Origin of the sequence: Pseudoalteromonas sp. SG41-1, from assembly GCF_014164575.1 — a bacterium.
GTDB classification, from domain to species: Bacteria; Pseudomonadota; Gammaproteobacteria; order Enterobacterales; family Alteromonadaceae; genus Pseudoalteromonas; species Pseudoalteromonas rhizosphaerae.
Window position 1 is genome coordinate 11,645 of record NZ_JACJFL010000036.1, and the last position, 15,852, is coordinate 27,496.

At 40.8% G+C, this 15,852-nt stretch carries 12 protein-coding genes; 7 read left to right on the forward strand and 5 right to left on the reverse strand.

All coding sequences use genetic code 11. The features are described from left to right. Positions 1-31: 31 nt before the first annotated feature. The 6 genes from hemC to H5203_RS16700 all read left to right on the forward strand — a co-directional run bounded on the left by hemC (position 32) and on the right by H5203_RS16700 (position 8,951). Positions 32-970 (forward strand): hydroxymethylbilane synthase, encoded by a 939-nt coding sequence (gene hemC / locus H5203_RS16675; protein ID WP_182820015.1) that lies wholly within the window; start codon positions 32-34, stop codon positions 968-970. Beyond that, complete coding sequence (locus H5203_RS16680) at positions 971-2,836, forward strand: uroporphyrinogen-III C-methyltransferase (protein ID WP_182732294.1); 1,866 nt, start codon at positions 971-973, stop codon at positions 2,834-2,836. Beyond that, positions 2,833-3,942 carry a heme biosynthesis HemY N-terminal domain-containing protein gene (locus tag H5203_RS16685; protein WP_182820008.1) on the forward strand — a complete coding sequence of 370 codons (1,110 nt, stop codon included), beginning with the start codon at positions 2,833-2,835 and terminating at the stop codon, positions 3,940-3,942. The genes H5203_RS16680 and H5203_RS16685 overlap by 4 nt, the downstream gene beginning before the upstream one ends. Positions 3,943-3,980: 38 nt before the next feature. Further along, positions 3,981-6,674, forward strand: a complete 2,694-nt coding sequence (locus H5203_RS16690) for a CHASE domain-containing protein (RefSeq protein WP_182735755.1) — start codon at positions 3,981-3,983, stop codon at positions 6,672-6,674. A gap of 125 nt (positions 6,675-6,799) precedes the next feature. Next, positions 6,800-7,807 carry an adenosine deaminase gene (gene add, locus H5203_RS16695; protein WP_145239932.1) on the forward strand — a complete coding sequence of 336 codons (1,008 nt, stop codon included), beginning with the start codon at positions 6,800-6,802 and terminating at the stop codon, positions 7,805-7,807. 133 nt (positions 7,808-7,940) lie between these two features. Next, positions 7,941-8,951 (forward strand): energy transducer TonB, encoded by a 1,011-nt coding sequence (locus tag H5203_RS16700; protein WP_182820009.1) that lies wholly within the window; start codon positions 7,941-7,943, stop codon positions 8,949-8,951. A 71-nt stretch (positions 8,952-9,022) separates the two neighbouring features. Here the strand turns inward: H5203_RS16700 and H5203_RS16705 are convergent, their stop codons facing one another. The 5 genes from H5203_RS16705 to ubiD all read right to left on the reverse strand — a co-directional run bounded on the left by H5203_RS16705 (position 9,023) and on the right by ubiD (position 12,974). After that, positions 9,023-9,430, reverse strand: a complete 408-nt coding sequence (locus H5203_RS16705; RefSeq protein ID WP_145239928.1) for a CBS domain-containing protein — start codon at positions 9,428-9,430, stop codon at positions 9,023-9,025. Positions 9,431-9,538: 108 nt separating this feature from the next. Continuing rightward, positions 9,539-10,252 carry a YafY family protein gene (locus tag H5203_RS16710; RefSeq protein WP_182820010.1) on the reverse strand — a complete coding sequence of 238 codons (714 nt, stop codon included), beginning with the start codon at positions 10,250-10,252 and terminating at the stop codon, positions 9,539-9,541. 29 nt (positions 10,253-10,281) lie between these two features. Continuing rightward, the gene (locus H5203_RS16715; protein WP_259401966.1) at positions 10,282-10,605 is read right to left on the reverse strand and encodes a hypothetical protein; all 324 of its coding nucleotides are present in this window, start codon (positions 10,603-10,605) and stop codon (positions 10,282-10,284) included. A 102-nt stretch (positions 10,606-10,707) separates the two neighbouring features. After that, positions 10,708-11,421, reverse strand: coding sequence for an NAD(P)H-flavin reductase (gene fre, locus H5203_RS16720; protein ID WP_149982174.1), 714 nt, complete (start codon positions 11,419-11,421; stop codon positions 10,708-10,710). Between the two features lie 86 nt (positions 11,422-11,507). After that, positions 11,508-12,974, reverse strand: coding sequence for a 4-hydroxy-3-polyprenylbenzoate decarboxylase (gene ubiD, locus H5203_RS16725; RefSeq protein ID WP_145239922.1), 1,467 nt, complete (start codon positions 12,972-12,974; stop codon positions 11,508-11,510). A gap of 166 nt (positions 12,975-13,140) precedes the next feature. Here ubiD and H5203_RS16730 point away from each other — a divergent pair, with 166 nt between their 5' ends. Further along, on the forward strand, positions 13,141-15,774 hold the full coding sequence (locus H5203_RS16730; RefSeq protein ID WP_149982172.1) for an EAL domain-containing protein: 2,634 nt from the start codon (positions 13,141-13,143) through the stop codon (positions 15,772-15,774). Positions 15,775-15,852 lie beyond the last annotated feature (78 nt).

Sequence of the window (15,852 nt, forward strand, 5' to 3'; positions counted from 1 at the left end):
AATTAATTGGACTCCTTTTATGACTGAAAACGTGACAAAAAAACCTCAACTTATTCGTATCGCTACGCGTAAAAGTGCATTAGCACTGTGGCAGGCTGAATTTGTAAAGGCACAGCTAGAGCATTTCCATGCCGGCATTACTGTTGAGCTAGTACCAATGTCGACACAAGGAGATATTATTCTTGATACACCACTTGCAAAAATCGGTGGCAAAGGACTATTTGTTAAAGAGCTTGAGCAGGCCATGTTAGATGGCCGTGCAGATATCGCTGTGCATTCAATGAAAGATGTACCTGTTGATTTTCCTGAAGGGTTAGCACTGCATACAATTTGTGAACGTGAAGATCCACGCGATGCATTTGTGTCAAATACCTTTGCCAACATTGCACAGCTACCACAAGGTGCTATTGTTGGTACATCGAGTTTGCGTCGTCAGTGTCAAATTCGTGAACTGCGTCCTGATTTAGAAATTCGTGATTTACGCGGTAACGTCAATACTCGCCTAGCTAAGCTTGATGATGGCCAATATGATGCGATTATTTTAGCTGCTGCTGGATTAATTCGTTTACAGATGCATGACCGTATTAAAGCATTTATTGAACCAGAAGAATCGTTACCAGCGAATGGTCAGGGCGCTGTAGGTATTGAATGCCGTATTGATGACGAGGTTACCCAAGCGTTACTTGCACCACTTGAGCATAACGAGACACGTATTCGTGTTAATGCCGAACGTGCAATGAATCGCCGTTTAGAAGGTGGTTGCCAAGTGCCAATTGGCGCTTATGCTTTAGTTGATGGCGAGCAAGTACATTTACGTGGTTTAGTGGGCGCAATTGATGGCAGCGAAATTTTACGCGCTGAGATCAGTGGTAAAGCAATTGATGCTGAACAGCTTGGTGTGCAACTGGCTGAACAGTTACTTGTTTTAGGCGCAGATAAAATTTTAGCTGAAGTATATAGAGACGCATAAATGTCACAGATCCTGATAACTCGCCCACATGGAAAAGGCGCCGACCTTGCAGAGCAACTGTCGCAAGGGGGTTATCAGGCGACTTTATTTCCGGTTTTGAAAATTGATTACTTAACCCCAGATAATACTCAACTGACCCCTTTACTGAATGCAGATAAAATTATTTTTATCTCCCAAGATGCTGTCAAAGCATTGTTGGCACTTAAACCCGATATCAATACTAAAGCGCAATTTTATGCCGTAGGTGAACAAACGGCAGAAGCCATTTGGCAGGCATTTGGCGTACGAGCAGCCGTGCCTAAACTGCATGATTCTGAAGGATTACTGGCTTTAAAATCATTACAGCAAGTTGATGGTCTAAATATAGTGTTGGTCAAAGGTAAAGATGGCCGAGCAACGATTGCAAAAAACTTAAAGCAACGTGGGGCATTTTTAAATAATTTAGTGGTTTATCAACGAGGCCCTGTAGAAGGTAATGCAACTGACTGGCTAGACCACTGGCAAAGCCTTGATGTTAAAGGTATAGTCATAACAAGTAATGCGGCAGTTGATGCGATTTTTCGTGAACTGGGCGCAAAACAATTAGAGTGGATCAGACAGTGCCAGTTTTATGTTGCCAGTGCTCGCATTAGTGAATACCTTGCGGCGCAACAGATTGACTCGGCAAATATACACATTGCTGCAGGTGCAAGCGATAGCGCTATGTTTACTTGTATTAGCGAAGGTAACATTATGAGTGAAGATACAAAGCCAACATCACAGCTTGCTGACCCTAAAGCAACGCCAAGCAGTTCAACCAAGGCGAGTGCTAAGGTTGCAGACTCTGCTTCGGCAACAAAAAAAGACTTTGCTATGAAACAAGAAACGAACCAAAACAACAAACAAAAAATAAGTAAAACTGGCAGCTTAGCATTACTTATCTCGTTGATTGTGGCCTCTGGTGTTGGTTTTCAGTTTTACCAAAAACTTCATACACAACAGCAAGCAAATTTGTTAGTTAATCAGTTATCAGCTGACAACCAATTACTCAGTAAAGAGCTGCAAGCAGTGAAAGTTGCGCAGCAAACCTTGCAACAAGCGCTGTTTAATAGTGAGCAAAAAGTTGCTGCTAGCTTAGCTGAAAATGCAGATAACACGGCAAAACAATTAGCAGCCGCCTTGCAGCGTGCAGAGCAACAAACATATAGTCTTAATCCACAAGAGGTGACTAGTTTGCAGCGTATGGCTGAGTTTAAACTGTGGGCTGAGCATGATTATAATGGAGCGGCGGCAGTATTAACTCGATTAGATACGTTATTAGCAGAGCATCCAGGAACTGGCGCTATTCGCCAAGCAATATATCAAGATTTGCAAGCGCTTAGCACTGTTGAGCCGGTTGCAATAGAAGCAATTTATTTAAAGCTGCACGGTGTACTTGGGCAAGTAGATAAGCTCGTTTTCAATGCGGTGGCATTACCACAAGAAGTAGATCAAAAAGAGCAACATGTATTGAGCGAAAACGTTAGTGATTGGCAGCAAAATTTAGCTAATTCGTGGCAGCAATTTAAAGATAACTTTATTAAAATTCGCCAACGTGAAGATATCGCTATTGAACCTTTATTGACAGAGTACGAGCGTCATTTGATCCAACAGCGATTAAGTTTATATTTATCGCAAGCTCAAGATGCGCTTTTGACTAAACAAGCCAGTATTTATTTTACTGCTCTGAGTCAAGCCGAAGTATTAGTAAAAGATTATTTCCAACATGATGAAGCACTAACTAAAAGTACGCTTAAAGCGCTGCAGGAGTTGAGCAAAGAGCAGTTAAACTTTAGTCCAGCTATCACTTTGCAAAGTACTGAGCAGATCAAGGAGTGGGCAAAATGATCCGCTTAATATTGGTTATTATAGCAGTTGCTGTATTACTTGCTTTATCGCCTATGTTAATAGGTGAAGTGGGTTATGTATTAATTTCGTTTAATCAAACTACTATTGAAGGGTCTATCGTCGCTTTTTGCGCGACCATTTTGGTTATCGCGCTGGGTTTGTATTTAACTTATAAGCTTATTCGTTATATTTTGTCTTTATACAGCAATACTCGCCATCGTTTTTTTGCCCGCAGTGAAGAGCGTAAACAAGCGGCGATTGAGCAAGGTGTATGGAGCTTAATTAATGGTGATAGCGAGCAGCTAGAACTGGCATTGGGAAACAATAGCGTGGCTGATAATTGGCAAGATGTGCGCTATGCGTTACTAGCTAAAGCGGCTTTACAAAATAATGACACAAGCAAAGCGATTGGATTACTTGATAAAATATCGCCAGCAAACCAACTAAAAGCGGCTAAACTCTGGTTAGCCAGTGGTGATTGCAGCACAGTAAGCAGTGAATTAAAAGCGTTAGCGGAAGCTAAAAAAGCCACCGCGCTGGAGCTGAAATTGTATGCCGAAGTACTTGTGCAACAGCAAAAATGGACTGCGCTTGAGCAGTTTATGCCGCGTTTACTAAGTAAAAAAGCGTTAACAGATAGCCAATGGTCGATATTATTAACCACCTACTTTATGGCACAGCCAGAATCGCAATTAACCGATAAGTATCAGCAACTATCTAAAAACGTAAAAGTAAAAGCGCATAGCTGTTACTTAGCTGCGATGGCAAAAGCTGGGCGTTTAAATGAGATTGAATTAAGTTTACTTAAAATGCTGAAAAAACCAGAGCAGCATATTGAGCTTGCACATATATTAAAAGTGTCCGCCCCTGGAGACGCATTAAAGTTACAGGCGAGTTTACAAGATACTTTAAAAAAAGAGCCGGATAATCAAGCATTGTTACTGGCACTTGCATGCTTAGCTAATGCTCATGGTGAGTATGAGCTTGCTGCTCGGGTGTTCGATAAAGCGTTAAACACAGAGAACAGCAAAGAATATTTAGTACAAGCACAGCTTAGTTATAGTAAAAGCGCACAACCACAAAAAGCACTCGACCTTTATTTGTAATTACAGTTAGTTGAGGCCTGAATAGGAGCGCCAGAGCATTGCAAAATATATTTACTCTGACGTTTGGTTTAACTTTTGCTTATTTTATTACTGGGTTTTTCAGTAATTCGCTGCTCGCTATTGATGGTTATGCAGTGGCTTCGTGGCCACCATCAGGCATTGCCCTTGCAGGGTTTTTATTGTGCGGGCGACGCGCCTTAGTTGGGGTTTTGCTCGGTGCTTTACTCACCAATATGATTCATCTCGATCGTGTTGCTGATATTCTGCATTGGCAGGTTTTCTTACAAGCTTTAGCTGTCTCTTTTGCAGCCGTTTTGCAGGCCTGGGTAGGCTGCTATTGCATCGTTAAAATAATTAAAGCTCCGCTAGACTTATCCTCTTTAAAACACAGTGTACAAAGCTTGATCATTGCAGGGCCTGCTTGCTGTGTGATTGCTGCAGCGATAGGCACTAGCTTATTGGTGTCCAATAATATAATACCGGTACATACCGCTTTTGATAACTTTGTGGCGTGGTGGATTGGCGACAGTATTGGGGTGTTAATTTTTACACCGTTAATATTGGCGGCTTTTAATTACGAGCAGATGCGTCATCGCTTACAAGTAATTTTACCTTCAATCCTTATTTATGTCGTTATAAGTATTAGCTTTTATGCTGCGGCAAGTGTGAAAAAAGACAAAGATATTCAAAAGCAAGAAGCAAAAGTAGCTGAAGTGCGGTTGGAAATAAATCATAAATTAGATGAGGTATCGGCGCATTTAGCTCTGCTTTCTACTTTTTTTGCCAGTAGTGATGAAGTCAGTTACGCTGAATTTAAGCGTTTTACTACAACTCAACTTGATTATAGCAATGAAGTACTTGCCCTAGAATGGGTGCCAAATGTACCGTTATCAACGGTTGCTCAATACCAACAACAAATTCGTCTAGAAGGCTTTAATGAATTTTATATAAAAGAGCAATCACCCGAGCAACAATGGCAGAGTGTGACGAAACGGGACAGTTATTACCCTGTACAGTATGTACATCCGATGTTGGGTAATGAAGAGGTAGTAGGTTTTGATTTAGCCTCAAATGCGCAAATCCGTAATGTGATGATGATGTCAAAAGCATTGAATGAGTTGATTATTAGCGAACCGATGAAGCTTGTACAAAGCAACAATGATGATACTGGGGTATTGTTTTTCTTTCCGGTTTTTGGTGACTTAGATATTCAAGGTGATTTTAGGGGCTTTGTGGTTGGCGTTATTAACTTAGCGCGCTTGGCTGATACTTTGCAGTTTAATCATCGTAGTCAAGTAAGTATGCACTTCTACGATGTGACTGATGCGCAGCAGCGGCAACTAATCTACCGTGCATCTCGCACCGATAGCAAACTGCTGAGTGAATACCAGTTAGTTATTGGGCAGCGAGTTTGGCAAGTTCAGCTATTTGAGCCAACAACACAAACGTCATGGATAATGTACTGGTTTGCACAAATATTAGGGATGTTATTTGTTTGGTTACTGATCACTTTTTTAATCTCAGTGACCGGCACCAATATTCAGGTGCGCGAGCAAGTTGCTCAACAAACACGAGTGTTGCGTCAAGAAAAACAAAAAGCAGATGAAGCAAGTCAAATCAAAAGCCAGTTTTTAGCGAATATGAGTCACGAAGTACGTACTCCGATCAATGGCATTAAAGGTCTGCATTATTTAGCGTTGCAGCAGCAAGATTGGCAACAAGCCCGCCATTATATTGAACAAGCTGATGGTGCGCTGAGTGTGTTGCTGCGAGTATTAAATGATGTACTCGATTTCTCTAAAATGGAAGCTGGCAAACTCGATTTAATACAAGAGCCTATCGAGCTAAATCAGCTTATTGATGAATTAGTTAATTTGGTGCAATTCGACGTTGATATTAAGTCGCTGAAATTAATATTAGAACTAGATAACAGCGCAGATCTACAGCTAGATAGCGACCCAATACGTTTAAAGCAGGTCTTGCTAAATTTATTAAATAATGCGATTAAGTTTACCGCTACAGGCACAATCACACTCAAAGTATGGCAGCAGCAAGACGTCACTTACTTTAGTGTCAGTGATACTGGTATTGGTATTAGCCAAGTAGCTCAACAGCAACTTTTTCAACCATTTGCACAAGCCGATAGCTCTACCTCGCGACAGTTCGGCGGTACAGGTTTGGGGTTAAGTATTTGCAAAAAGTTGGTTGAATTGATGGGAGGAAATATTAGTTTAGTAAGTGAGGAAGGACAAGGTTCAACTTTCACTTTTACCTTACCACGTATCTCGCCTCTTACTAAAGCCGAGCAATTAGAGCCTCTCTTTGCTGAGATTGACACGAGTACTTTATCGCTTGCTGAATTTAAGATCCTATTGGTGGAAGATAATCCGCTAAACCAACATGTTGCTACCGCTATATTAAAAACCAAAGGGTGTATTGCTGATGTTGCCAGTGACGGTTTTGAAGCCATTGAGAAGGTCTCTGAAACCCGTTATGATTTAGTGCTTATGGATATTCAAATGCCTAATATGGATGGTTTGCAAGCCACTAAAGTGATTCGTGATGAGCTATTTATACATCAGCTTCCTATTATTGCTCTGTCAGCAAATGCTCATGATGATGATGTTAAAAAAGCTCTCGCAGCTGGTATGGATGGCTATTTAACAAAACCAATCGATGCCGAAAAGCTATTTAAAACCATATGGCATTACCTACAACAGAGTACTGATTAATTTTTAGTACTTTTATCGAGCGGGGCTGACAAATGACCTCAATAATACAAACAAAATCATCTAAACTTGAATTACCGATTTAAGTGCGTATGATCCGCGCAAATTAACTGAACTGAGTGCTAATTATGATCAATAAAAAACTCCCTTTGCTAGATATCCATCGCCATTTAGATGGCAATGTCCGCGCGCAAACTATTCTTGATTTAGGTCGTCAGTTCAATATTAAGCTGCCTGCTGATAATGTTGCAGACTTAATACCGCATGTGCAAGTTATCGATCCTGAGCCTAACTTAATGGCCTTTTTACAAAAGCTTGACTGGGGCGTCACGGTATTGGGTGATTACGATGCGTGTCGGCGTATTGCCATCGAAAATATTGAAGATGCGCAAGCACAAGGTCTTGATTATGTAGAGCTGCGTTTTAGCCCTTACTACATGGCACAAAGCCAAGGCTTACATCCACAAGGTGTGGTTGAAGCTGTAGTTGATGGTATTAAAAGTGCGACTCAAAGTAGCACGGTTAAAGCTAATCTGATTGGTATATTATCACGTACTTATGGCACTAAAGTTTGCCAGCAAGAGTTAGATGCCTTACTCGCGTTTAAAAATGATTTAGTTGCAGTGGACTTAGCTGGTGATGAAATTGGCTTTCCGGGTGAGTTATTTGTCGATCACTTTAAGCAAGTACGTGATGCTTACCTTAGCGCAACGATTCACGCCGGTGAAGCTCTGGGAGCTGCCAGTATTTGGCAAGCAATCAATGAGCTAGGTGCTGAGCGTATTGGCCATGGTGTCAAAGCTATTGAAGATGCCAAGCTAATGGACTACCTACGTGATAAACGCATAGGTATTGAATCGTGCCTAACTAGTAACGTGCAAACCAGCACAGTAGCCAGTTTAGATATGCATCCACTGAAGCGCTTTTTAGATCATGGTATTTTAGCGTGTATTAATACCGATGATCCCGCAGTGGAAGGCATCGAAATTGAACATGAATACATGGTTGCAGGACCTGCTGCAGGCCTTACTCAGGCTGATATGGAAAAAGCCCAAGCCAATGCACTTGATATTGCATACTTGAGTGATGCTGAAAAACAAGCCTTACGAGATCTAAAAGCCTCGTCTACTTATTAATTTAAGTTTTATGATTGAAATGCGCTATCTAGCGCATTTTTGCAATATCAACAGGAAAGAACAACATTTATTGCACTAGAAGAATGGCGCTTCTAAATAAAGTAAGGATGTAATTCCCTTAAAGGACCTGACTATGAAATTTTTCACGATATTTTTTACTCTTTCGATTTTAGCAAATAGTTATTTTGTAAAGGCTGAATCATTCATACCTGCGAAACTTATTAATAATCACAATACGCTAAATAAAACTCAAAGCGCCACTCGTTTAGAAGGCTGGGCTTACGTAAGTTATGTAATTGATATCGATGGTAAAGTGAGTGATATTGATATTATCGATATTTCTGATAAAGAATATTTTACTGCACGTACAAAAAAATACTTTGAAAAGCTCGAGTTTTCGCCAGCAACAGATGGGCAAGGCAGTATTGCGTCTGGGCAAACGCTGTTACTTCGCTTGACTAAGGAAGGGATTGGTATTGGTAGATACGCTGTTACGCCCGGTTTTTATACTCGTTACGAGCAAGCAAGTGAGCTGCTTTCTCAGCAGCGGTTCGCTGAAGTCGAAAAATTATTGACCGATATGTCATCAGATAATGCCAAAAACTTACAAGAGCAGGCTTTACTTTATTGGATTCAAGGTCGCTATTATTACGCGCAAAAAGAGTGGGATAACTACGGTCAAAGTATCGAAAGAGCAGGCTATCTTCATCCAGACTTACCACCATCACTTGCCTCTAAAACACTACAAAATTTATATCGTTGGCACTTATATAAAAATCAGTTTTTTAATGCTGGGCAAGCTATTAAGGCAATGACTCAATTAGAGAATGTTGAAATTAGCGAACAAAGCATGGGTTTTTTACAGCAGCCTATAAATGAGAGTCTATCAAGTGATAAAGAGTTTAAGTTACAACAAACAATGCTTAAAGGGCAAAGTTGGGTATATCAGCCTCTAAAACTCAATTTTACAATTTCAATGAATGCTGAGCAGATTGGTGAAATAGCGCTAAGATGCGCAAATAGAGTAAACGATTTGACGTTGAGTGACGTTGTTAAAGTGACGTTAGCACCATCAGATAAAAACTGCGCAGTATTAATAAAAGCCAAAGATGCGGCGGTTATAAATATTACGGAGCACCCCTAGCTTAATTAACGCACATTAAACAAATGGCAATGCCTTGTTCGCTTAGCGTCAGGCATTGCTTGAAAAACACATTATTGCTGGCAGCTCAGGTAGTTATCAAAAAGTGCTTTGAGTACATCACTGCGTCCAATCATGCCAATTACTTTGGTGCCTTCAACAACGGGGTAATTTTTAGGTTTACCGGTTTTCATTTGCTCGGCAAGTTCCATTATGTTGGTGTCGCCGTTGACGGTTACAACCTCGGTTTGCATCAGTTGTGAAACCTTAACCACACCGTCACAAAAATAACTATTTTGCATTAACGGTTTTAGCAGTTCTTGCTCAGAAATAAAGCCCACTAAACATTTATTATCATCAAACACTGGCGCTCCCAGTAGTTTGAATTTTTGTAGTTCTGCAATTGCTGTGGTCATCTCGGTTTCAGGGGTTATATGCGGTAACTTGCGCTGCATAAAATCTTTTACTTTGGTGTTTAACATTTGGGTCTCTCCCAATTAATGAGTTATTCAAAGTATGGTTAAGGATTGGCCGTTTGTGAAATTGTTTATGTTGATTGCGCTGATAGGTAACAACAATCACAGCTAAATTTAATTATGAACCAGACCATCAGAGTGAGTTTGGTATTTGGCTTTCACTAACTCCATATAATGCGCTAAGCTTTTTTGTGAATTAGTATCAAATGCCTTGGCGAGTGGAATAATGCTTTGAATACGATCTAAGCGAAACTCTCGGTAGTCACTGCGCAACTGACAATAAGCGATAAGAGTCCACTTTGCTCCCCAATATACCAGTCCTAAAGGGTCGACAATACGCTGAGTTGGTCGTTGGTTTACATCCAGATAATGAAATTCAATGCAGGTTTTATTAGTGATGGCTTTACGAAGTATCAAAGTGGTCGTTTGGTGGCTTTTATCGTGATGAAATGCAGAGACTAAATACGGCAGCTCTGCAACGCGTTGCTTTAACCTGCTAGGCAACACTGCATTAATTTTAGTCATTGCAGCTTGGGCATTCGCCGCTAACTGTGGATCAGTCCAAGCGCTCACCATTTTACTACCTAACAACAGTGCTTGTAGCTCCTCAAGAGTAAACATCATCGGTGGTAGATCGTAATCGGTAATTAAATAGCCAGTGCCTGCCTCACCTTCAACGGGCACGCCCGAGCTCTGTAAGTGCTGAATATCGCGATAAATTGTTCGCTGAGATACCTGTAATTTATTGGCAAGTTCGTTTGCAGTGATCGCAAAGCGGCGACTCTTAAGTATGTTTACTAATTGAAATAGCCGCTCTGATTTGTGCATTGGTTATCCTTGTTTTCAAAAATACAGTGTTAGCTTTGTTGGCAAGCTGTTTGGCTAAGCACTTCAAAACGATCCTGCTTTATCGATTCTTTTGCAATGAGAGAAGTGTACTGTTGGCAAATAGCATTATCAAAAAATGTATCACGCAGTTTTTGGACATCAGCAACCGTAGCAAAATAAATGATACTACTATATTGCTGGGTATCGGCTTGTTTAGCAAGGGAGCGGTAAAGTACGCCTGATTGGTTATCAATATAACGCTGAAAATCATTATTAGCGATATGGAACTGCGCTAAATTTGTATCAGTCTTTAGTTTGAAATTTACAACTTCGATTAAATTTGTGGTCATCATAGTTCTCCTTGTTTAAGAAGAGCTAAGTAAATCATAGCGGGCTGTCAGGGAGTGTCAGTAACCAGCTTACGGATAAAAATTAAGCTGGTTACTCTGGTTATACTATTTTATAAATGCAAATGCATCGGCGTACATGTTTTCGCGAATTGCACCATGTGCTAGGAAATCATCGCGCACAATACCTATCATGTCAAAACGCCCTGCCATGTAAATATCATATGGGGCAAGCGATACGATATCGTTCATCACCGCTTTATGTACGTAGCCTGTGTGGCCTGTCCAGCTAGCTGTTGGGTTTTCAACTACTGGTATAAAGGTAAAGTTTTCACGGCTATCGGCCCATGTTTGCATTTCAGTATGCGCATACAAGGCTGACTCTTCACGCACACCCCAATAGAACAATACCGGACGCTCACAACCGATTTCACTTAAATGATCAGCCATAGATTTTGCGTATGAAAACCCAGTGCCGCCAGCGAGTAAAATAATTGGGCGTTCGCATTGGAGACGCAACTGTGAAATGCCTAAGCCGGCTTCAATCAACACCTGAGTTTTCTCAGCATGGGCTTGGCGAAGATGCTCTAAAGTTTGCATTGCATATGAATCAACTGCAGATGCGCCAATATGGAGTTCTAGCTCATCAGACTGTGAAGGGCGGCTGGCAATTGAAAACGCGCGCTTGTCTTTTTCGCCAAGCACTACTTGCAAATATTGGCCAGCTTCAAAGGTGACGCTTTCAACAGGTTTTAAAATTACTTTGTGAACAAATTCAGTGAGTGGGCTGATAGCGACAACTTCAGCGTGTAATGTTTGCATGTTTTACCTTAAATTAGCGGATACGCACTTTATTTGAACAATAATAACATATCCGCATAGTGAGTTTATAGCCTCTAAAAGAGCTGTTAAAGAATATCTAAGCTTTGCCAGATTTCATCGACGCGATCTTTAGTCGCTTGATCCATCACAATGGGTTCGCCCCACTCACGAGTGGTTTCGCCGGGCCATTTATTAGTGGCATCCATACCCATTTTTGAACCAAGACCTGAAACCGGTGATGCAAAGTCTAAATAATCAATCGGTGTGTTTTCAATTAGAGTCGTGTCGCGGGCGGGATCCATACGTGTAGTAATCGCCCATATCACGTCATTCCAATCACGTGCGTTAACATCATCATCACAGACAATGACAAACTTTGTGTACATAAACTGACGCAAGAACGACCATACCCCCATCATCACGCGCTTGGCATGACCTGGGTATTGTTTTTTCATTGTCACTATCGCCATACGATATGAACAGCCTTCTGGCGGTAGATAAAAATCGACTATCTCAGGAAATTGCTTTTGTAAAATAGGTACGAAGACTTCATTGAGTGCGACCCCTAAAATTGCCGGCTCATCTGGTGGACGACCAGTAAAAGTGCTGTGATAAATAGGATCTTTACGATGTGTCATGTGGGTCACGGTCATAACAGGGAAGTTATCAACCTCATTGTAATAACCCGTGTGATCGCCATAAGGGCCTTCAGGTGCCATTTCGCCCGGCATTATATAGCCTTCAAGAACTATTTCAGCACTGGCAGGAACTTGTAAATCATTGGAGATCGACTTAACTACTTCTGTTTTGCTACCACGTAGCAAGCCGGCAAAGGCGTATTCACTCAAGGTATCTGGCACTGGCGTGACGGCACCTAGGATTGTCGCCGGATCAGCACCCAATGCTACCGATACCGGATAAGGTTGGCCTGGGTTTTCTTTACACCATTCTTGAAAATCGAGAGCACCGCCACGGTGTGATAACCAGCGCATAATGATTTTATTTTTACCGAGTAATTGTTGGCGGTAAATACCTAAGTTTTGGCGTTTTTTGAAAGGTCCTTTGGTGACGGTTAAACCCCAAGTGATTAATGGAGCCACATCACCAGGCCAGCAGTGTTGAATTGGCAGCTTAGTTAAATCAACATCATCGCCTTCTAGAATAACTTGCTGACAAGGCGCTTTTTTAACTTCTTTGGCAGGCATATTTAATACTTGCTTAAACACTGGAATTTGGCTAAATGCTTCTCTAATGCCTTTTGGTGGCTCTGGCTCTTTTAAAAATGCCAGCAACTTACCGACTTCCCGTAGTTCGCTAACGTGTTCTTTACCCATTCCCATGGCAACACGCTCTGGTGTACCAAATAAGTTAGCTAGTACGGGGATATCATAACCTTTAGGGTTTTCAAACAATAAAGCGGGTCCCTTAGCACGTAGTGTGCGGTCGGCAATTTCGGTCATTTCAAGATAAGGATCAACTTCTTGGTGAATACGCTTCAGTTCACCTTTTTTTTCTAATAAATCGATAAAATCACGTAGATCTTTGTATTTCATTGTGGGCCGCTTTAAAGCTTAAAAGACTGTTGGCATTATACTTAAATAAAGACGTTAAGCGAATTAATGAGGTGTTTTTAGAGCGCATTTAAGCGATCATTTTTGTTACATTATAAGGTGAGTAAGCTATAGTTTAGGACAAATGTTTGAAATGAGTTTTTGATTAATGGGTGGGCTTATCGTAAAAACATTTATCAAGGCTGTTCTTCTTTGCTGTGTAATTACCTTTGTAGATCAAGTAAGTGCTAAGCAATCATTAAATTCCGCGCTCAATGTGCCGCTTTTTAATGAGCACAGTGCCGTGATGTTAGTGGTAGAACCGCAAACGGGTGAAATTAAATTTGCTAATAAAGCAGCGGCAGCATTTTATGGTTACAGTATTGCGCAATTGCAAACAATGCGTATCCAGCAAATTAATATATTTACTGAGCAACAAGTTGCACAGGAACGCCAAGCTGCTCTGAGTAAAGGGCAAAACTATTTTGTTTTCAAACACCGATTAGCGAGCGGTGAAACACGTACCGTTAGCGTTTATTCAGCCCCATTTACAATTGAAAATAAAGATTTTTTATTTTCTGTCATACATGATATTTCATCTCAACGTAACCTTGAAAAAGCGCTTTGGCATTATCAAGAAAATCTTGAACAATTGGTTGCCATTCAAACTAATGAAATAGAACAAAAACGCACCGATCAATTGCTGTTAGCGCTAATATCTATTTCTGTACTACTAATACTGTTAGCGACTTTAACCATGTTAGCTTTGCGATTACGCCGAGCTAAAAAATCGGCGCAAAAAGACAGTGCGACGCTAAAAGCGATTTTCAATAGTATTGATGATCTGCTCGTTTACACGGATGTCGAACATAGGGTCATTACAGCTAATACTGCTGCTGTGCAAAAGTTGACGGCAGGCGAGCCACTGGAAGATAAAAATATTTACTCATTTACTGAGTGTTCGAAAGGAGTAGTTGGGGTTGATAGTGAGTGTCAATTTCACGGAGCTAAAGAGGTATTTTGGGGAGAGGCACGAGTAACCGCAGTTATCGACGAAAAAAATAGCAAAATTGGTGAAATACATTTAATTCGTGATATCACTTTAAAATTAAAAGCACTTCAACAACAACGACTCGCGAGCACGGTATTTTCAACAACTAATGAAGGTATTTTAGTTTCTAATCGTGATAATGAAATTCAAGCTGTAAATAAAGCCTTCACACAGATCACCGGTTATCAAGAACAAGATGTGCTTGGTAAATCACCTGCAATATTAAATTCGGGCCATCATAAACCATCGTTTTTTAAAGTGTTATATCGACGTTTAAATGAGGCAGGGCACTGGGAAGGTGAAATATGGAACCGCCGCAAAGATGGTAGTATTTACCCGAGCTGGGTCAATATTTCGGTAGTATTTGACGAGGAAAAAGACATTGAAGTTTATGTTGCCTTATTTAACGACATTTCTTTACGCAAAGAAAATGAACAGGAAATGTGGCTACAAACTAATTTTGATACCTTAACGGGTTTGGCAAATCGCTATCATTATAATAGCAAGCTAGATCAAGAAATGATCCGTGCGACAGCTGATAATAAGCGTTTGGCAATTTGTTTTATTGATTTAGATCGGTTTAAAAGCGTTAACGATACCTTAGGGCATAATAGTGGTGATTTACTATTACTTGAGGCTGCCAAAAGGCTTAAAGCATGTATGCGCAGCTCTGACGTAGTTGCCCGTTTAGGTGGCGATGAGTTTGCGCTATTACTGCCAGGGATCAATAAGTTAGCAGATATTGAGCGACTAGCTACAAAAGCTCTGCTGGCGCTTAGTTCTTCATTTAAAATTGGTGAGCAAGATGTATTTGTATCCGGCAGTATGGGGATCACTATTTTCCCCGACGATGGCAGCGATCGAAAAATATTACTACGTAATGCTGATAGCGCTATGTACAAAGCTAAAGCGCAAGGGCGAAACTGCTTTGAGTTCTTTACCAGTGGCTTGCATGAACAAGCGACTGCTCGCAGTAGGCTCGAAAATGCTCTTCATAAAGCGCTTAGTAATAACGAGTTTACCGTTTATTTTCAGCCAATTATTAGCCACGATAAAAAAACGGTCGGCTGTGAAGCATTATTGCGATGGCATAGTGCGGAGCTTGGCGATGTGTCTCCGGCACAATTCATTCCTGTATGTGAAGAGTTAGGATTAATCATTCCAATTGGTGAGTGGGTACTCAGAGAAGCATGCCGCGAAGCTGCTAAGTGGTGTGGTTGTTTCGGTGATCAGTTTTTTGTTACGGTAAATATGTCTAGCGTGCAATTTATTCGCCAAGATATTGAAGCGTTAGTTAAAAGTGTTCTACAGGAAACGCAGTTATCAGCTCAGTGTTTAACCCTTGAAATTACAGAAACGCTACTTGCTGATAATAGCTCAAATATTTTGCAGCAGTTGCAAGCATTACGGGCAACCGGCGTGGGTTTAGCAATTGATGACTTTGGCACCGGTTACTCATCGTTGAGTTATTTAAAGCGTTTTCCGCTGAGTAAGTTAAAAATAGATCGGGAGTTTATAAAAGACTTACCGGATGATCTTGAAGATTGTGCGATGGTTAGTGCAATAATTTCAATGGCTAGTAACCTACAGCTCAAAGTTGTTGCCGAAGGAGTTGAAACCTTTGCACAGCTGGCTTTTTTAAACGCTCTAAATTGTGATTATATTCAAGGTTTTTTATACAGCAAACCACTGCCTGCGGCACTATTTGATAAATACATTAGGGAGTTTATCGCGGAGCAAAATAATAAATAAGTTGCTACACGCCACTGCAACGTTATTTCTGTGGCGTGTATTTATCATTATCACAATAGCTGCAGATGGGTTTTATAT